The sequence below is a fragment of the Dictyobacter arantiisoli genome (genome assembly GCF_008326305.1).
In the GTDB taxonomy this organism is placed as follows: domain Bacteria; phylum Chloroflexota; class Ktedonobacteria; order Ktedonobacterales; family Ktedonobacteraceae; genus Dictyobacter; species Dictyobacter arantiisoli.
The window spans coordinates 15024-34738 of record NZ_BIXY01000060.1; the positions used below are offsets into that span (position 1 = coordinate 15024).

Annotated in this window: 17 protein-coding genes; 10 read left to right on the forward strand and 7 right to left on the reverse strand. The window is 48.5% G+C overall.

The genetic code is table 11. The features are described 5' to 3' along the window. Positions 1 to 65 precede the first annotated feature (65 nt). A complete protein-coding gene (nifS, locus tag F1593_RS18255) occupies positions 66 to 1217 on the reverse strand; it encodes a cysteine desulfurase NifS (RefSeq protein ID WP_149403004.1) in 1152 nt (383 codons plus the stop codon). A 95-nt stretch (positions 1218 to 1312) separates the two neighbouring features. Continuing rightward, a complete protein-coding gene (larE, locus tag F1593_RS18260; protein WP_149403005.1) occupies positions 1313 to 2185 on the reverse strand; it encodes an ATP-dependent sacrificial sulfur transferase LarE in 873 nt (290 codons plus the stop codon). A 276-nt stretch (positions 2186 to 2461) separates the two neighbouring features. On the opposite strand from larE, the gene F1593_RS18265 reads away from it, so the two are divergent. Together F1593_RS18265 and F1593_RS18270 are read left to right on the forward strand one after the other, a co-directional pair. Beyond that, positions 2462 to 3103: a nucleotidyltransferase family protein gene (locus F1593_RS18265; RefSeq protein WP_172632232.1), complete on the forward strand. Its 642-nt coding sequence runs from the start codon at positions 2462 to 2464 to the stop codon at positions 3101 to 3103. Positions 3104 to 3115: 12 nt separating this feature from the next. Further along, entirely contained in the window at positions 3116 to 3493 is a 378-nt protein-coding gene (locus F1593_RS18270; RefSeq protein ID WP_149403007.1) for a tetratricopeptide repeat protein, read from the forward strand. Positions 3494 to 3535: 42 nt separating this feature from the next. Here the strand turns inward: F1593_RS18270 and F1593_RS18275 are convergent, their stop codons facing one another. The 5 genes from F1593_RS18275 to F1593_RS18295 form a co-directional block, all read right to left on the reverse strand. Further along, positions 3536 to 4435: a phosphatase PAP2 family protein gene (locus F1593_RS18275; protein WP_149403008.1), complete on the reverse strand. Its 900-nt coding sequence runs from the start codon at positions 4433 to 4435 to the stop codon at positions 3536 to 3538. A 44-nt stretch (positions 4436 to 4479) separates the two neighbouring features. Beyond that, entirely contained in the window at positions 4480 to 5844 is a 1365-nt protein-coding gene (locus tag F1593_RS18280; RefSeq protein ID WP_149403009.1) for an AI-2E family transporter, read from the reverse strand. A gap of 276 nt (positions 5845 to 6120) precedes the next feature. Continuing rightward, positions 6121 to 6777 (reverse strand): dTMP kinase, encoded by a 657-nt coding sequence (tmk, locus tag F1593_RS18285; RefSeq protein WP_149403010.1) that lies wholly within the window; start codon positions 6775 to 6777, stop codon positions 6121 to 6123. Between the two features lie 50 nt (positions 6778 to 6827). Next, positions 6828 to 7421 (reverse strand): dCTP deaminase, encoded by a 594-nt coding sequence (gene dcd, locus F1593_RS18290; RefSeq protein WP_149403011.1) that lies wholly within the window; start codon positions 7419 to 7421, stop codon positions 6828 to 6830. A gap of 142 nt (positions 7422 to 7563) precedes the next feature. Continuing rightward, positions 7564 to 9663 (reverse strand): exonuclease domain-containing protein, encoded by a 2100-nt coding sequence (locus F1593_RS18295; RefSeq protein WP_149403012.1) that lies wholly within the window; start codon positions 9661 to 9663, stop codon positions 7564 to 7566. A 302-nt stretch (positions 9664 to 9965) separates the two neighbouring features. On the opposite strand from F1593_RS18295, the gene F1593_RS18300 reads away from it, so the two are divergent. From F1593_RS18300 to F1593_RS18340, 8 genes are all read left to right on the forward strand, one after another. Then, positions 9966 to 10844, forward strand: a complete 879-nt coding sequence (locus F1593_RS18300; RefSeq protein WP_172632233.1) for an alpha/beta hydrolase family protein — start codon at positions 9966 to 9968, stop codon at positions 10842 to 10844. A 41-nt stretch (positions 10845 to 10885) separates the two neighbouring features. Continuing rightward, the gene (gene rnhC, locus F1593_RS18305; RefSeq protein WP_172632234.1) at positions 10886 to 11836 is read left to right on the forward strand and encodes a ribonuclease HIII; all 951 of its coding nucleotides are present in this window, start codon (positions 10886 to 10888) and stop codon (positions 11834 to 11836) included. A gap of 350 nt (positions 11837 to 12186) precedes the next feature. After that, positions 12187 to 12903, forward strand: a complete 717-nt coding sequence (locus tag F1593_RS18310; protein WP_149403015.1) for a zinc ribbon domain-containing protein — start codon at positions 12187 to 12189, stop codon at positions 12901 to 12903. 182 nt (positions 12904 to 13085) lie between these two features. Then, on the forward strand, positions 13086 to 14264 hold the full coding sequence (locus F1593_RS18315) for a hypothetical protein (RefSeq protein ID WP_149403016.1): 1179 nt from the start codon (positions 13086 to 13088) through the stop codon (positions 14262 to 14264). Between the two features lie 145 nt (positions 14265 to 14409). After that, positions 14410 to 15523, forward strand: a protein-coding gene (gene prfB, locus F1593_RS18320) for a peptide chain release factor 2 (protein WP_216368908.1) whose coding sequence is annotated in 2 segments (ribosomal slippage) — positions 14410 to 14475 and positions 14477 to 15523 — 1113 coding nt in all. Because the reading frame shifts where the segments join, the coding sequence is not laid out codon by codon here. 1023 nt (positions 15524 to 16546) lie between these two features. After that, entirely contained in the window at positions 16547 to 17539 is a 993-nt protein-coding gene (ftsY, locus tag F1593_RS18330) for a signal recognition particle-docking protein FtsY (RefSeq protein WP_149403017.1), read from the forward strand. 19 nt (positions 17540 to 17558) lie between these two features. Beyond that, positions 17559 to 18434 (forward strand): acetyl-CoA carboxylase, carboxyltransferase subunit beta, encoded by an 876-nt coding sequence (accD, locus tag F1593_RS18335; RefSeq protein WP_149403018.1) that lies wholly within the window; start codon positions 17559 to 17561, stop codon positions 18432 to 18434. Positions 18435 to 18508: 74 nt separating this feature from the next. Continuing rightward, positions 18509 to 19492 (forward strand): acetyl-CoA carboxylase carboxyltransferase subunit alpha, encoded by a 984-nt coding sequence (locus tag F1593_RS18340; protein ID WP_149403019.1) that lies wholly within the window; start codon positions 18509 to 18511, stop codon positions 19490 to 19492. The last annotated feature ends 223 nt before the right edge of the window (positions 19493 to 19715 follow it).

Sequence of the window (19715 nt, forward strand, 5' to 3'; positions counted from 1 at the left end):
GCTTCCATAGTAACATAAATCGGATACATGAAACAATAAGGTGATACGAGAGATAAATGTTTAGATTAGATACCCAGACCACGCAGTCGTTCAATAATACCGGGCAAGACAGAGATGATCGTATCCACCTCTTCTTCGGTATTGTTTTTACCCAGAGTCAAGCGCAGGCTCCCATGTGACCACTCAGGTGGCAAGCCAATGGCAATCAATACGTGCGAAGGATCAACTGAACCCGAGGTACAGGCCGAACCAGTCGAAGCCGCCACCCCTAACATATCGAGATTTAGCAATATCGATTCGCCCTCAACACCTTCAAAGGCAAAGCTAGCATTATTGGGTAATCGATCAGTAGGATGGCCTGTCAGACGGCTCCGAGGGATTTGTAAGATACCCTCAATCAAGCGATCACGTAACGCTTGAATGCGAGGTGTCTTTTGTGGCATTTCTTCGTAGGCTAGCTTCAGGGCTGTGGCAGTCCCAACAATACCCGCAATATTTTCAGTGCCTGCGCGACGGCCACGCTCCTGTGATCCTCCCTGCAACTGTGGCAAGATGCGCATTCCTTGCCTGACATAGAGAATACCCATGCCCTTTGGACCATGGAACTTATGGGCAGACAATGAGAGCAGATCAACCTTTAACTCGGTAACATCTAACGGCAAGGCCCCGCCTGCCTGCACAGCATCCACATGAAAAGGGACTTTACGCGCACGACAGATACGTCCAATCTCAGCAATCGGCTCAATGGTTCCAATTTCATTGTTGGCATACATCACCGATACCAGTACTGTCTGATCGGTAATTGAGCGTGCCACATCCTCGGGATCGACACGGCCAAACTCATCAACGGGAAGATATGTTGTGTTAAAACCAAAGCGCTCCAGATAGTTGCAGGTATGCGACACGGCATGATGCTCGATGGGTGTGGTGATGATATGGTTACCCTTTTTCTGGGAGGCAAATGCCATACCTTTAATCGCCAGATTGTCACTTTCGCTACCACAGCCGACAAAAGCAACTTCAGAGGGGCGACAATGGATCAGGCTCGCTACCTGTTCGCGGGCATGATCAATAGCCTGCATCGCATGGCGTCCCATAGTATAAATGCTGCTGGCATTGCCATATTCCGTTGTCAAATACGGCAACATTGCATCAAGTACACGCGGATCTAACGCGGTGGTAGCAGCATGGTCAAAGTAAATAACACGCTCTGGCATAATATCTTTATCCTGTTATCTGATGGTCAATGTGGTGTGCATCCCTGACCGGGAAGAAGTAATCATTGTACAATCGTTATGCGTAAATTATACCACTACGACGTTTTCTTTTTCTTTATAAACGTCTCATTGAGACTGCCAGTCCGATACCCCAACAAATCAACTGTGACATAGGTATAGCCGATCTTGCGCAAACCATCAGTAACGGTACGGCTCATCTCTTCTTCCACCAGACGCGGAATCTCAGAACGCTCAACTTCGATGCGGGCAATTTTATCGTGATGACGCACGCGCAACTGGCGAAAACCAAGTTCATGCAAGAGTTTCTCAGCCTTGTACACCATTTGCAGCGAAGCTACATCTACCCTGCTGCCATAAGGGATACGGGAGGAAAAACAGGCCATGGCAGGCTTATCCCAGACGGGCATACCAAGCATACGAGCAATAGCGCGTATTTCGCGTTTGCCCATACCTGCTTCTTTGAGCGGGCCACGAACTTCAAACTCGCGTGCAGCACGTTGTCCCGGACGATAATCGCCATCATCATCTTTATTGACGCCATAGGCAATGTAGCGCATATTACGCTGCTTTGCCAGCGGCACCAGATGCGAAAAGAGTTCTGTCTTACAAAAGTAACAACGATTTACGTCATTTTTAACATAGCGCTCATCTTCCATCTCGTGCGTTTCCAACGTAATCAAAGGAAGATGCAGCTGATGCGCCACTGTAACAGCCTCATCAGTCTCTTCAGCAGCATAGGCAGGTGAAGAAGCGATGGCTCCCAGTGCGCGCTCACCAAGTACATCATAGGCGACTTTGAGCAAGAGCGCGCTATCCACGCCGCCCGAATAGGCAATCAAGACAGACTCCATATCACGCAAAATTGCCTGAAGATGTTCATATTTTGCTTGTGTCTCAGCGTCCAGCGCCACAGCGCCATCTTCGTGTATGTGTGGGGTATCTAACATTCTCAACTCCTGAACGTGTGCCAACAACGACCGGGAAGGAATACGACACAGCCGTAACCCGGAGGAGGCCAATTCCAAGCATTCTACCAGATACGTCAGGCATGCCGCAAACCCGCAGCATTGCCAGCCCTTTTTATCATTATGAGAATACCTGGCTGTTATTATAACATCAGCGACAAACTGCATATTTCCTTTTGCAGGGAAATACTATAGTATTTCAAAAGAGATGCCATCGGGATGTCTAATCGCTCCAGTTATCAGGAGAGAGGAAACGCAATGCCAGAAGTACAGACAACTGCCGCTATCATCCTTGCGGCTGGTAAATCCAGCCGCATGAATCATGAACAGCATAAGTTACTCTTGCCATTAGGGGGTCGTCCCATCCTGGCCCATACACTTGATGCCGTACAATGCTCACAGGCGACACCTATCCTGCTCGTGCTGGGACATCAAGCAGAACAGATAGAGAACGCCATACGTGACAGTTTACAGAAAGAAACGATGCTCCTGCACAATCCCACTTACCAGCAAGGAATGAGCACTTCTTTATGTCTGGCACTGCAGATCCTCATTCCACGACCAACCATCGATAGCGCGATTATTTTACTTGGCGATCAGCCTTTCATGAGTCCCGCATTGATCGATGAGCTGATCAAGACCAGACACAAGACAGGCCAATCGATTATCGCCGCCAGTTACCACGGCAAACGTGGCAATCCGGTGCTGTTTGGGAGAGAACTCTGGGAAGAATTGGGAATGATCAGTGGTGACGAAGGTGGTAAAAGTGTCATCGCCCGCCATAAACAGGAGTTGGTCACCATTGAAACTGATGAGATAATGATTAATCATGATGTAGATACCTGGGATGCCTATCAACAGGCACTCACATACTGGCAAAGCCAGCAGCAGATATCATAGAAGGAAAGACTGATGACAACTGAGGATACCAACAAGAAACAGGCCAGTTTCTGGCTTGATTATAGCCAACAACTTTCTAATTCCATCCGTTATGTCGAGGCGCTAAAAGCAGCCCAGCGTGCCGTCAAGCTCGATGATAGCAATGCGGAGGCCTGGTATGCACAGGGCACCTGCCAGGCTATGCTCGCGAACTATACGGATGCACTGTCTGATTTCGAACAGGCCCTCCAACACAATCCATCGTATGTACAGGCCTGGGATGGCAAAGCCTGGGTTGAAGGTATTCTTGGTCATAAAGAGGCCGCATTGCAAGCCGTTGAAAAGGCTCTGCAGATCGAGCCTGACTACCGCGAAGCTCGCCATCGAAAGAAATGGCTTGAAACCCTGTAAATCTTATGTACAAGTGGCCCCAATCAAAGAAAGATAATGTAGCTACCGTCGCTGACCTGAAAAACTATGCTCACTCGCTACATCTATAGCGGGATTGCCATCTTGTACAGGAATAACCGGGCGAACAGGTTGCGTTTTGGTATCATTCATGATCAGGATGCCGATAGCACAACAACCCAACGCCACACCGATCAAGTAGCCAGCAATTGTATCGGTGATAAAATGCACGCCGATATACATTTGCATAAAACCGCCCAGAAAAGCTCCCAGCCCACAGATGACCATTAAGATTCTGCCTGACCAGCGTGGACGTAGATAGCGTGCGCAGATCCAGGCCAGCACCAGACCAGTCAGGCACCAGCGCATCGCATGACCACCCGGAAAGCTATTCTCACTATCCCCTGTCGAAGGGAGCAATGGCAGTTGAGAAACGGTATGAGCCCAATTCACCTGCTGACCTGGTGGATTGGGCACCTGCCCCAATAAACCCAGGCCCGCAGCCAGATGTACCGAGAAAGGTTGGCCTTGCATCTGCGGACAGGTCAAAACAGTCATACCTGAACGCAAATTGGGTGGTAAAGGCAACGTAAATAGCATCTTCCCTACTACTTCTATCACAACCGCCAGAAAAAGTAATCCCAACAAATAAACCAACACACGCTTGCGATGACCTGCCAAAACGCAGACCACACCCAAAAGCAATAACACAACCGCCGTCATCGGTGCTTCACCCAATTGGCGCCACATCAAGAAAGAGCAATCCAAACGAGTAATTGGACGTCCGACCAACCAGCGCTCAATTTCTACTGTAGATTGATTCAATATACCGGTCGCATACATAGCTGTATAGATAAAAAACAGCAGGCTCACCACGGCCGACGCGATAAACCAGCGCCGGGCTGCAGGATATTTTTGTAATAAGAAGGCAGATGACCTTATCATTTTCGGTAATTTCTACCTTTTCCCCTTTTTGTCAAACAGAGCGTTTAGTTTTTCTCATCCGCAGAATAGTTGTGCTCAGTGGTGGGTTGAGGATGGGCGATGGCAGGATCTTGCTCCTCTTCAGACACAGGTTCAGTAGAGGAATCACGTCCCGATCGCTGAGGAGCATTCACAGAAATATATTTACTTCTCGCTCCTACACGTGGCAGTGTGATTCTTCGGCGTACGCGCTCACTGGTACTTGCAGTAGTAGTCGGAGAGGCGCGTAACGGCCGCTTCAAAGCCCAGGGAGCGCGCTTCCGAGACAACATTTGATCCGCAGTCTCGCCACGTGCCGAACGATAAAGACTGGCGACCACAACCCAGGCCGCTGCCACCAGCGGTGTTGCCACCAGCGCACCAATCGCACCCCCAAAGGCTCCAAACGAATCGCCAAACAACTTGGCAAATACCACCAGAGACATAATTGACACAACAGGATGCAACCCAACTGCATGACCCACAATACGCGGTCCCAGAATATTGCTCTCCAGAATCTGGATCAGCACAAAACAGACGACCAGAATCAGCGTGCGTGGAAAAGGATCGGGCAACAGCAACGAAGCAATCAGCGGCGAGATAGAGGCCAGGAATGGTCCAACCATAGGAATTGTCTCGAAGAGGAAACCCAGCACTCCGAAAATCAAGGCAAACTGTCCCAGACCAGTAAAGGAGCACACAAGTCCCACCGCCACGCCAATAATCACCGCCAGCGTCAATTGCCCACGGATGTAGTTGCCGACAACGCGTGTCAATGCATCCTCAAACAATAATGCGTTGGATAACGAGCGCTTGGGTAGAATCTCTATAATGCTATCGCGAATTCGTTTACCATCCAGAGTAAGATAAAAACTGACCATCAAAACAATCAAAAAGTTCAAGAAGGTGTTGGTCAAAACCAGCACAAAACTGATAGTATTATTCACGGCAGCATTTGTGAAACTCGACACCTGTGAGCTAAACTGTCCTATCGTTTGATCAATACGAGCTTGTGGAATATGTGCCTGCACACGTAAAAAATCCAGAAGTGCACTATACCTTTCTGGAATATTATTTGTAAAATCTACTATGGTACTTGAGAAAACCGTTACCTGACCAACAAAAGAAGATACTAGTAAATAAGACAAAGCACCAATCACCACCAATACTAAGATATAGGATATGATAGTGGCGAATAAACGTGGCAATCCATGTTTTGTAAAAAAATTAGCCAATGGTGTAATTAAGAAGGCTACCGTCATAGAGAGCAACAGTAACAGGATTGCTATGATAAATTGGTTTACCAGTATCCATAGCGTCCATATAATAATACCCATGCAGATGACGCAGATTAAAACATCGCGTCTTCGCTGCCAGTCAATTTGGCCCATACTATTTATCCTTCTCGCGCTATTATAATCACAGAGAAAAGTCGTGAACCCTTGCGCACACAAATATATCTCTTAATAAATTCTTTCGCTAAGGGTAATACGATCCAACTCAGAAGAATGCTGCAAGTATTCAGAGAAAAAGGGGAGCATAACACAAACTCATCCGATAATAAGTACAAAATACAACATTTTTGAGTTTATAGCAATGCAAGTCAATTTTTTTGAAAAGTGTTCAAATACTATGCTCCCTACAAATGACAGCACAAAACCAGAATCTTAAGCCACAGACGTTTGAAAGAGGTGTTGAGTGAGCAGAATAATATCTTGATGAACCTGCTCGGGTGGCTGAGAAGCATCAATAATTTTCATTCGCTGCGGATAAGCTTGAGCCAGGGTTAGAAAGGCCTGCCGCAGGCGCGTATGAAAGGCAACTGACGCCAGATCGAAACGACTTTGTTCTTCCCGTTGTCCACGAGCGTCGTGAGCTTTGCTGGTGCGCAGATGCACCAGTTCAGGATCAAGGTCGAGGAAAAAGGTGAGATCAGGAGCGTGCCCCTGTGTGGCGAGGCGTGAAAGATACTCTATCAATTCGGTACCTACGCCTTGCGCGGCCCCTTGATAAGCGATACTGGAGTCAAAACAGCGGTCGGAGACAACCACTTTATGGGCAGCCAGTGCAGGCAGGATCAGCGTCTCAAAATGTTGCGCTCGATCCGCCTGGAACAAAAAAGCCTCGGCAAGGGGAGTAATAGTCAATTCGGGATGCTGAAAAAGCAGTCGGCGAATCTCAACACCCAGTGAGGTACCACCTGGCTCACGAGTACGTACAAATGGATATCCCTCGCGCTCCAGCCAGCCTTCAAATAAATCCAACTGAGTCGTCTTGCCTGCGCCATCCAGACCCTCAAACGAGATAAAATATCCGCGCTCCATCACTGCAAAACTCCCTTGCTTATATCTCTGGAAAAAGGATCAACAGTTACTTAGTGTACACGGTCTGTGCGATAAATATCATAGTCCCAATCGAAATATGGTTTGGGCAACATGTCCTCTGGAGTCCATTGCTGATCGTGGGTACCATACTTACCGTGATATTCTTTTAACGTCTCGCCCACATATTCAAAGGTCATCTGACAGATACGGAAGCCCACCGGGACCAGAATGGTGGTCTGGGTATGATTGCTGATCTCCATGGTCCAGCGGCTAATATAGCCAACATCCCCAACGCCCGCGCAACGACAAACCGACAAACCCGAGCGCGCCACCGTACTGCGCGAATACATTTTTGCCAGGTAGCCGTTATGGCCGCCGATGATCTCCTGGGTATGAGCCAGAATGGTTGTGCCAGGGCGAATCGCGATGACACCATCCTTCGCCTGCCGTGGCTCACCCCAATAGCCACGAATCTCATCCGGGATATCCAGATGCATGACTTCAATGTTGGCATCACCCTGGAAATACCAATCGCCCAGACGGCAATCATAGGAATTTGGCCCCAGATGACGCTCATTAAATGGCTCGATAATAAGATTGCCGTTTTTCAACTCTTCCACAATACGTTTATCTGACAACAACATAGCACAATAGCTCCTGAAATAAGATATCAAAAAACCCGCTCACATACGCTTCTCGATGCTCAGACATACCTCAGAATAGTTGAGCCGGGGCCTCATTTTTACGCAGGGCAGAACACTCTCCCCGCAATCGAGTCAGCGCTCATTATAACGCATCATCGCCCATTAGAGTAGTCCCAACTGTGAGCATTGTTGAGTCTACGCTTGCCTCCGTAATAGATGCAGACCGCACCAACGAAATCTCTTCCCAAATACGCTGGATCAAAGCAGTAACCTCATCCTCACACGAGAGGGCCTGCTGGAAAGGAAAAAAAGCCCGATCCTGACTGTGATAATGAATCCAACGACTGATAATATTAATTTGATCCACTTCCGCTTTGCCAACAACCGTAGGTGGCATCCCCGAGCGAGCGGCACGCTGCAACAAACTATTGATAGCTTCCTGCATCAACAGGGGATCATGATAGACGCTACGCTGTTCCACCAGGCGACCATGGCGGATTAAAAAGATCTCATTACAATCTTCCAGTGCCGAGGGATAGATGATAAAGAGGTTGTTAGCTTCTACTGCTCCGGTGATCAAACGCTGCCCGATTAATACCTCATCGGTACTGCGGATAGCATCCCGTAGCCAGGCGGCACGCTCAAAGTTAAGATTCTGAGCCGCTTCCTGCATCTGTCTGCGCAGGCGCTCTAACAAATCTTCACTTTCGCCACCCAGAAAGGCGCAAATCTGAGTAATAAGACGCTGATACTCCTCCATATCAGCTCCACCACGACAGGGCGCGCTACAGCGCCCCAGATGGAAGCGTAGGCAAGGATCGGAGGGTTTTGCGCTTGGCGGCAGGGAACGCGTGCATGTTCGTACGGGAAATATCTTCTGGATCAATTCGATGGTCAGATCAACCATACGCCGACTGCGGAAAGGACCAAAATAGCGTGCTCCGTCAGCCGCAACCTCGCGTGTCGCATACACGCGTGGAAAATCATGCTGCACATCAATTTTGATAAACGGATAAAGCTCATAATTTCGTAGCTGCACATTATAGACTGGTTGCAGTTCTTTAATCAACCGCGACTCCACTAATAATGCCTCAAGTTCGGAACTCAGTACCCGCGTCTCAATCTCTTTAACGCTTTGCAACAGGCCATCCATTTTACGTGTATAGCCGAGAGGCTGGCTATAGTAGGAGGAAAGACGGTCTTTCAAAGACTTGGCCTTACCGACATAAATCACCTGACCCCTCGCATCCTTCATGAGATAGACACCAGGGCGAGTGGGAAAATCGCGCTTCCAGGCTGGATTGAGGAAGAGGTTTCCATTGGGGCGTACGATAGCCTGTGTGTTCATACCAATATCAGAACGCGCCTGCTGTTGCTCTTTAAGCGTCGCTTGCTCAATATCGCCACTCCAGGCTACTGGTAATTGGATGCGGCGCTGCAAATGGCCGAGCGTTACAATCCCTTGTTGCTGGGCCAGGGCCAGGATACGATTAAACACTTCGGCTGTGACCTCAGCATCCCCAAAAGCTCGATGGCGATTGTGTGTCTGGATCTGTAGATATGCAGCCACCATATCCAGTTTAAAGCGCTTGAGACCGGGCAGAAAGCGTCGAGCCAGGGGAATAGTATCAAAACCCTTCACTTGAAATGAGAGGTCCAATAGATCGGCTTCAGCGGAAAGAAAATTCAAATCGAAGCCAACATTATGTCCTACCAACGGCGCACCATCAATAAAATCCAATAACACTGGCATGATCTGTGCCGCATCTGGAGCTTCGCTGACCATCGCCTGGGTGATCCCGGTAAAGCGTTCGATAAATGGTGGGAGATGGCGGTGCGGATTAAGCAGGCTTTGATAAGAGTCAATAATTTTACCACCGCGTACACGCACAGCCGCCACCTCAATCACGCGATCAATTCCTGGACGTAGTCCTGTGGTTTCTGTATCGATCACGACAAACTCAACCTGATCCAGAGTGCGCCGGGTATGCTGCCAGGCAGTTAATGACCACTGCTTCTCTTCACTTATCTCATTGTCGACATGCTCTACAAACAGGGTCGAGCTACGTAACGTCTGCCGCAGCAATACTCTCCAGAGGTGTTGATTGCCATCAGCCCCGAAGAGATGGCGAATTAACGCCTCTTCAGTAACCGGCTTCCCCATCGTTTCCAACAAATCATGCGCGCGACGGACCAACATTCGTCGCTGCGGTGTGACACTACTCTCCCCCTCCAACGCCATAACAACGCGCCTCCTCTGTACAATAAACAACACAGACTAGACCATATGTACGAGAATAGCACGCGCAAAACGGTTTTGGCAAGCAAACGCGCAAGATGGCTAATGATGCGGAACCATTCTGGAAAACCAGCCAGATAGAAGCGGCGCAAAGTAGTTATTACTATCCATGCCGTTTCCAGCAAGATCATTTAGAATAAAAAGGAGAGACCTCGGTTAAGGATCCTTAACCCCAGGTTCCAAACGATACTATTTTATGCTATACTACTGAAATGGTACAAATGTTCGATAAGGAAGGAAGATTTATGTCGCCAGAACAACAGCCAGATGAACAAGAAGCATTAGCTGGTTATGCGCAACCAGTTGTCTATAGCATTCCACAGATGGATCAGGTTCATGTCCATAAAAATATTGCCTATAAGAACGTCGATGGAGAAGATCTCTATTTTGACGTCTATTATCCCACGGATTATCGGCGACACAAACCGCTTCCGGCCGTGATCTTTATTCACGGAGATGCACCGGTCAGCATTCTTAAACATATCAAAGACCATCCACAGTACACCTCATGGGGCAAACTGATCGCTGCCTCTGGCATGATCGCCATCACAGCCAATCACCGCTCCACAGAAGGATTGAGCAACGTCGTTGGGAGAGCTAATGACATCGACGATTGTATTACCTATGTGCGCGATCAGAGCACACAACTACATATTGACGCCAACAAAATCGGTCTCTGGACCTGCTCTGCCGGTGCCTTTTTTGCGCTACGCATCGCCCTCTACGAAACGCCAGACTACATCCGCTGCCTGTCATCTTACTATGGTCTTACGGAACTTCAAGCCTATTATCAGGCTCTGTATGGCGGTGTGGCAGAGGAGAACGACTTTCTGCGTCCGGTCTTTACTGAAGACGACTTCGCCGAATTCTCCGCCAGTAATCTGCTCTCATTGCGTACCACAGATATTCCACCGCTCTTTATTGCTCGCGCCGGATCAGACTATCCCGTCCTGAATAGCGCCCTTGATCAATTCGTCGGTGAGGCGCTGGCACAAAATGTTGAACTCACTCTGATGAATCATCCTACCGGACAACATTCCTTTGACCTCCTTGATAAGGACGCACGTACTGAGGAGATCATAGAAGCCACACTAGAGTTTTTCCAAAAACATTTGCTATACTAATCCCTCAAACAAAAGCAAGTATCTGCGAAAGAGGGATCGTTGTGGCTGAGGAAAAACTAAGTAGAAGCGTACACCATCTGCGCCAATTTATTGCCGAACAGAACTGGTCAATCGTGGACGAGAAGGAGATCGCCCATGGTTACCAGTTTCTGGTTACTGATGGTCAATCAAAGGTGCCCATAGCACTCTATACAACCGGAAAGACGCTGGTACAGGGAAAAGCCAGCTCGCTCCAGGCAACATTGAAAGCCTGGAGTCCCACCCAGACGCTGGCAAACAAGCCTGCTACACAACAAACAGGGCAAACAGAAACCAGAACTGCATCCCCTATCAGTTCCAAAACCCAGGCAAGCAATGGAATAGCGCGTATTGGCTCAGATGAATCGGGCAAAGGGGACTTTTATGGGCCACTGGTGGTTGCCGCCGTCTATGTCGATCAAAAAACAGAACAACGGCTCTTGCAACTTGGCGTACGCGACAGCAAGAAACTCACCGACACACTGATGCTGAACATTGCCAATGAGATACGCACCCATTGTCCTTACGCAGTACGGGTCTACCTGCCCGCCGACTATAATGAGCTTTATCAGCGCATCGGCAATCTCAATCTCTTGCTGGCACAGGCGCATGCGGACGTGATAGCTCAAGTTGCCAGCGCGACCGGGAGCACCTATGCCATTGTGGATCAATTTGGCAATGAGGCACTGGTACGGCGGGCACTCGAAAAAACAGGAATAATCCAACGTCTGGAACAGCGCCATCGCGCGGAAGAAGATACCGCTGTTGCCGCCGCCTCAATTGTGGCTCGTGTAGAATTTATACGCCATCTGAGCTGTCTATCCGCCAGCATTGGTGTTGACCTGCCAAAGGGAGGCTCTCATCCGCAAATTGTTATCAAGGGACGTCAGATTGTCAGCCAGCATGGAGAGGAAGCGCTCAAACAGATAGCCAAACTCCATTTTAAAACTACAGATGCGATCCTACATCCGTAGATTCTACATCCGTTGAAGAAGAGGAAGAGTGCACAAATGTCGTGTTGCTTTGCTTCACCCTTCTTCTTACGCTATAATGAGGGGAACAAAGAACACATTTATGCATTTGTGTTGCAGCAGTGCACCACGAAATTCAATCTACTCACAGCTGATCCATGACCAGCGCACATTTCATAGCTGTATGGTGATGCAACAGCGGCATATGTAACACACGGTCTTATTTATTATTGTCAATCCAAAAACGTGTGCTCTGTAATGCAATCCAGGCAATGCGACAATCTAACTGATCGGCTGGTTGGTAATCCTGAACAACAAAACAGATTACCAGGCAACTTGAAAAGGAGCTCTATATGACTTTTTGCGGTCAGTGTGGTCTACAATTGGCCCCTGGAAGTACGCGCTGTCCCCGTTGTGGGGCAGTAATAGAAGAAACAAGTAAGGCGACAGCAGAAGAACTTCATCCAGATGATGCGACCATTGCAACGCCTTCGCTGTTTGACCCCAAACGCGCATCAACCCTATCTCAGTCAGCAACCCAATCACAACAAAACCAGCAACCGCTCATCTTGCGTCCTGGCATCAATAGTGGACAGGAATATGGCACACAGAATCCCGCAACCTATAATAACTATGACGCGACGAACATGATGGATCAAGTCGCCCCGCCGCAACAAAATTCTTATCCGGGCTATCCCGCGCAAACCAGCGGAGTGGGAGTGGGCTTTCCTCATCCACAGAGCGGTAGTAATTATCCACAACAAGGGATGTACCCTGACTTCACGACCAATGGAGGATACAACACAGGCATGTCCTATCCAAACATGCCCGCGCAACAAATGTCTCCGAACTATCCCAATGTCAGTGGTCACTATCCCCCACAAGTGGATGAGCATGCAGCGCGGGCCGCGCGAGGACGCACGACGGGACTGGTCCTTGTTCTATTTGGCCTGGTATTGATTCTAGGAGCAGTGGTGCTGTTTGCGATGCAGAATCATATCTTAGGCAATGCACAACTCCCCAACAGTCAGATCATCACAGCCATGAGTCAAACTGTGATAGCGTATTAAACACATACGCAAGATAGCCAAATCAACTCAAACTGAGAGAAAGAGCAACGAGTAATTATCGTTGCTCTTCTTTTATGTGTTACAACTCTTATGCGTCACAGCTCTCAATTCTATATTTTTAGAGCGCGCTAAACTAAAAAAGAAAGAAGAATACGAAAGAAGAGAAGGGAGTGAGCTATTCTATGAAGATGGGACAGCATGACTTATCGCAAGAAGCGCTAGAATTGCCTGAGCAACATAAACGACAGAAACCACAGAAGCCACGCCCTTTAACGATTATACTCACCATCCTGGCATTGCTCGCGCTAGCTCATTTCATCGCGGTCAATCATGTTGACTCACCTCCAACCCTCGACGACACTCGGAGCTGTACAACCCTGCTCCACAACACAGACTATACGAAAGTCATTCCTATTCAACCCCGCACTCAGGAGATGGAAGCTATCCAATTTATCAATGCCGAAATGGGTGGACAACCCGCGGTACTGATCCAGATCAACAACAAGGGGCCACAACAGAAACTCGATGTGTACATCTATGGCTGTAGCCTGCAGCATCAACAACCGGTGTTGAACCTCTTCTTCAAACAACAAGGAATCATTAACGGTTTGCTCGCTATTACGCAAGCCAATACGTTAAGCATTGGACAAACTGATACCACCCTGCCCTCAGATAGCAGTAGTATCTTGCTACTTCCTCTGCAACAGAATGTTTTTCAGGAATATGCCTGGAAAAATGGATCGCTCTATCAAACCGCCTTTCCTGGTCTCTATCCGGTTACCAGCCGCAGCGAAGCCGAGGCCCTTCAGGATGAACAGAATCATGGGCAGGCACTTCCCTGGACTGATCCACTCCAAACCGCCAGCCAGATGGCGGAGGATCTTTTTAAATGGCCGGCCAGACAAATCCATGCTATTCTGCGTAAGACTAATGCTCGTGAAGCACGTGTTATTCTGGAGAGGGAAGGGACGCGTATCGAAGTTGCCGTCTCGCTGACACGCCTGCTTCAGCAGAACAAAAACGGACTCTGGTGGGTTACCAATGCTCAAACACCGGGTATTTCGCTGGACCAGAGCCAATTTGGCACTCCTTTATCCTCGCCGATCAGTATCCAGGGCATGATCAATCCCACCAGAGCGAAGGTTACAGCCACACTCTTTAATCATACGCTTGCCCCGGTCCATCTTCAGAATGACGGCACCTTGCAGACGGATATGAATGGACAATTTACTGGCTCTCTCGCCTACACCAATGTCTTTCCAGATCAACCAGGACTCCTGCTTATCACAGCATATCCAGATAATCAGCAAGATCCTACAGCGCAGGGCTATCTCCTGCTTACCAATCTTATTCTCGGTTAAGCGATGCTGCCTATACCTTATTTGCGATCCATCAGGTCTCACAATCTCACACTACATGCCTGTTTATGACGCACTTCATTGTTGTACTGAGAGCGGTCGCAAAACGAATATACAATTGAAGGGCAGTCATGTTACAATATGAGTTATGAGTGAATTGACAAATAAAATCGGACGCCTCCTGGGGCGTGTCGAAAAAACTATGGTGCGTCTTTGACCTGGCCAGCAAAGGCGAACAAATTGAAAAATTAGAAACTGAAAGTATGGACCCCGACTTCTGGTCCGACAATCGTAAGGCTCAAGCTATCATGCAACAGCTTAACGCCTTACGTGAAGAGGTCACCACCTGGCAAGGGGTTGCGGCTCAACTCAATGACCTGCTCGGATTAGCACAACTGCTGGAAGAGGAGCCAGATGCAGAGATGCAGGCGGAAGTTGTCGCATCCCTTGTGCCTATAGAGGAGCAAATTGAAAAGCTTCAGTTTGATTTGATGCTCAGCGGCGAACATGATGAGCGTGATGTTATCTTAAGTATTCACGCGGGCAGTGGTGGCGTCGATGCTCAGGACTGGGCTGAAATTCTGTTGCGTATGTACCTGCGCTGGGCTGAACACCATCGTTTTAAAACGGAAGTTTACGATTATAGCGAGGGTGAAGAAGCAGGATTGAAGAGTACGACGGTAGGGATTACAGGACGTTTTGCCTATGGCTACTTGCGCTCAGAAGCTGGGACCCATCGACTGATCCGTCTCTCGCCGTTTGATGCCGCCCACCGCCGTCATACATCTTTTGCCAAGGTCGAAGTAATTCCTGATATTGAAAATGCCATCGAGATCAATATTCGGCCGGAAGATATTGAGGTGGATACGTATCGCGCCACTGGAGCCGGTGGACAACACGTGAATAAAACGGACTCAGCAGTCCGTATGCGCCATATGCCTACCGGCATCGTCGTCACCTGTCAAAACGAGCGCTCACAGCTTCAGAACCGTGAAGTGGCATTGAAATTGCTTAAAGCCAAACTTTATGAGCTGGAACAAAAGAAGCACGAAGAAGAGACAGCACGCCTCAAAGGTGAACACGTACAGGCTGATTTTGGAACCCAGATCCGCTCAGTGACAGTTCACCCTTACAGTATTGTGAAAGACCATCGCACTAACTATGAGACAGGCAATACTGAAGGCTACCTCTCAGGGGACATTGATCCCTTTATTCATGCCTATCTCCAGGATCAAGCAGGCGGAGTCGCCGCTCTCGATTGAGAAAAAGATAACTTCATACTTCAGGCCATTGGCAAAGACAAGAACAGAGAAGATTCGCCTGTCATCGGTCGGACTTCTCTGTTCTTGTTTCGCTGCCCTGTTTTACTCGTGAGAGTAGAGAACACAATCTGTTCTCAGTCGAAAAAATGAAGATATTACTAGAAATATGAAAATTTTCTCATAATACAGAAGAGTGCCGATTTCATGCATCTGAATGCTTGACTAGAGTTGTATCACCTGTTATGCTGAAGGTAAGAAGCAAAGGATAGTGTTTTTTTAGTGCTTCCTACCACTTCTCTTACTGGAAGAAAGACAAAGAACAGCTTCCTTTTTCCGAGAAAAATGAAGTTTTCTTCACGTAACTACTGACAGTGGAGAGGAGTTATGGTATGATAGGTAGGGCATGGGTAACACCTGCTGTGGGGATGCGGATGCAGCGGCGGAGGCTCCCCCTCGGCTTACTATCTCGCTAAGCCACGCTTGTTCAGCAAAAACAGGCGCATATTACCTCCAGAGAGAAGGAAGGAGGCGATTTCGTGGAAAACGCATTTCCTCGGTGTCGCAAGTGTAGTGAAGGTGATCTGGTTCCGCTTTCGGATTTCGGTAGCCAGGGAGCTTCCATCGAGTACAAAGCATGGGTTTGCACCAACCCCTCCTGCTTGTACAACATCAAGATTCGTAACGGTGATATTATCATTAATGAACCCATTAGTGATGGCTCGCTCCATACATATCGCAGCGGTCGACAGTAGGGGAGTGGAGACAAAAACACCATATACGACACCTATAAGCGGTTTTTATCGTTTGCAGGTGTAACAAGGAGGCAAAAGGCAGGCAGAAGTATACTTCCTTTTGCCTCTCTGTACATAGAGGGGTAATCACAATCTTGGGTCGCTCATGGTGACCAGAAAGGGTGATTATAGGCCCTCTATTTGGCTTTTTAAGAATTATGCGGTATAAAGTCATAGAGTCTATACTTATTATTCAGTGATTTCAATTTTTATTAAAGGAGTCAATGCTGACGTGCTCAATCGATTCTTTGGGCAGAAACCTCAGGAAGACCCAAAAAAACAAAAGCCAGAGCCCGCTTCCGAACAACAGGCGGAACAACCGGTGCCAGAGCAACGTTTTTCCTTTCTGAATCGCACCCGTCAAATTTTTGGCCGGCTGGGCAACGCTGTTCAGGAAACCGACACCATTACTGATAGCCTGTGGGATGAGTTGGAAGAGTCGTTGTTGGGGGCTGACGTAGGACCAAGCACGACACTATGGCTTATTGAGCGCCTGCGCCAACGCGTAAGCGACGAAAATCTGCAAACAGGCAGTCAGGTTCAATATGCTCTGCGAGAAGAGCTATCAACCCTCCTTGGGAAGTCATCATCTCTTCGTTTTTCTAAACAATCTCCACTCACCGTTATCCTTGTCATTGGAGTTAACGGCTCAGGTAAAACCACAACCATTGCAAAAATGGCCTATCGCCTTTCACAGGAAGGGCATCAGGTGATGCTGGCCGCTGGTGATACCTTCCGGGCCGCCGCCATTGATCAGTTACAGGAATGGGGAAATCGCATTCAGGTCCCGGTCATCAGTCAAAAGCCGAACTCAGATCCTGGTGCGGTTGTCTTTGATGCGCTTCAGGCAGCTCAAAGCCGCGGCAGCGACGTTCTGATTGTCGATACAGCTGGTCGCTTGCATACAAAGTTTAACCTGATGGAAGAATTAAAGAAAATTAATAAAATTATTCAGAAATTCGTTCCAGATGGTCCACATGAACTTTTGATGGTGATTGACGCCACAACAGGCCAAAATGCCCTGTTGCAAGCACGGAAGTTCGCCGAGGATATTGGCCTGACAGGCGTTGTCATTACCAAACTGGATAGTACAGCCAAAGGCGGCTTTGCCTTTGCTGTCGCTGATGACTTAGGAGTGCCAATTAAATTTATTGGTACTGGAGAAAAAGTAGAGAATTTGATGCCATTCGAACCACAAAATTTCGTGGCAGCGCTCTTCGCATAATAGCAACCGGAGGTTCCTTATGGCAAAAGAAGCGGCTGTCCCACTTACCAGGCAGGTGGCTTCCCACGGCGAGGAAAAACCTGCACGGCCCTCAGTGGGCAATATAGCTGTTAAATGTCCAAAATGCAAAGAAATCTTATATAATCGCGATGTGGAAAAAAATCTGAAGGTCTGCTCACGCTGTAATTATCATTTTCGCCTGACAGCCTATGAGCGTATCGACCTGTTAGCTGATCCCGGTAGCTTTACTGAAATGGATACAGATATCATTTCGATAGATCCACTTCAGTTTACGGCTTTTCCACCATCGTATTCAGATCAGCGCACGTATACCGATAAGTTGACGGCTGAACGAGAAAAAACGGGACTCAAGGAGGGTGTGATCACTGGTCATGCCACGATTGAAACCAAACCATTGACACTGGCGATCATGGATTTCCACTTTATGGGTGGAAGCATGGGCTCAGCTGTTGGTGAAAAGATTACCCGCGCTATTGAGAGCGCGATTACCCACCAGACCCCGATGTTTATCACGACGACCTCAGGCGGTGCTCGTATGCAAGAGGGTTTGTTTTCCTTGATGCAGCTGGCAAAAATATCTGCCGCTCTGGCAAAACTAGGCGAGGCCCATCTTCCCTATATCGTTTTGCTGACCGACCCAACCACTGGTGGCGTTTCCGCGAGTTTCGCAATGCAAGGCGATATTACCATTGCTGAACCAGGGGCACTTATCTGCTTCACGGGTCCCCGGGTGATCGAACAGTTTATGCATATCAAACTACCTGAGGGCACGGTTAATTCCGAATTTGCTTTGCAACACGGAATGATCGATGCGATCACTCATCGCCGGGATTTACGACAGACCCTGGGACGTATTTTGCGTCTGTATGCGTAAAGCACCTTTACGTGTAGCACTTTTTGTTACCAGAAGGCACAGCGAGACAGCAAAGCAACATAGAAGGGAAAGCGATGGCTTACGATCTGGAATTTGAAAAACCGCTGGCTGAGTTAGAAAAAAAGATATCAGCGCTGCAACGCAAGGGTGATCGCCTCAAACCAGATGAATTAGTCCAGTTACAGGAGCATGAGCGCGAACTCCGCCAGAAAACAGAAGATATCTATAAGCATCTCACAACATGGCAAACAGTATCAGTGGCCCGCCATAAGGACCGCCCCTATTCAGCGGATTATATTCGTCTGATGTGTGATGATTTCTTTGAGTTGCGTGGCGACCGTTCCTTTGGCGATGATCACGCCATTATGGCGGGTCCAGCAAAAATCGATCAGCAAACCGTGATGCTGGTGTGTCATCAGAAGGGCCGCGATATGAAGGAGAGGCAGTTCCGCAATCTCGGCATGCCCCATCCTGAAGGCTACCGCAAGGCTCAGCGGCTGATGAAACAGGCAGAAAAGTTTAAGATGCCAATTGTGACCTTGATGGACGCATCTGGCGCGTCTCCCGGTCTGGTCGATGAGGAGCGTGGACAGGCGGAAGCAATTGCTTCCTCACTTTATTTGATGCCTCGTCTACGCGTGCCGATTATTTCAACAATCATTGGTGAAGGCGGTAGTGGTGGTGCCTTAGCTATTGGTGTCGCTGATCGCGTGTTAATGCTTGAAAATAGTATTTACATGGTTGCCGCTCCAGAGGCAGCGGCCACGATTATGTGGCGCGATAGCGCCCATGCTTCATATGCAGCCGAGAATATGCGTATCAGTGCTCGCGAACTCCTCCCACTGGGTTTGATCGACGAAATCTTGCCGGAACCACTGGGCGGCGCACATCGCAATTATAAACAGATGACTGCAACGTTGAAAGAAGCGATCCTACGCAATCTTGCCGAGGTCAGTGCATTGTCAACTGATGAGATGTTGGAACGACGCTATCAGAAATTCAGAAAAATGGGTGCCTTTGGCAATCTGGAAGCCCAGACTCTGGCTGGCAGCATCTAAAACCGCATTGCAATTCTTACCAATTGACCAGCAAAAAAAGATCCATCTCTCCAGGAGAGATGGATCTTTTTTTGCTGGGTAACTATTCAGGTACCCAGTACCTCTCAAGCCGCCTTGCGGCGGCGAAGGAGGGTTTTGGCGGGGACACCCCGCACCCCGCGAAGGGGCCTTGCAGGCCCCCTCGACCCCCTTGCTGAATAGTTACTTTTGCTGGTACATTCAC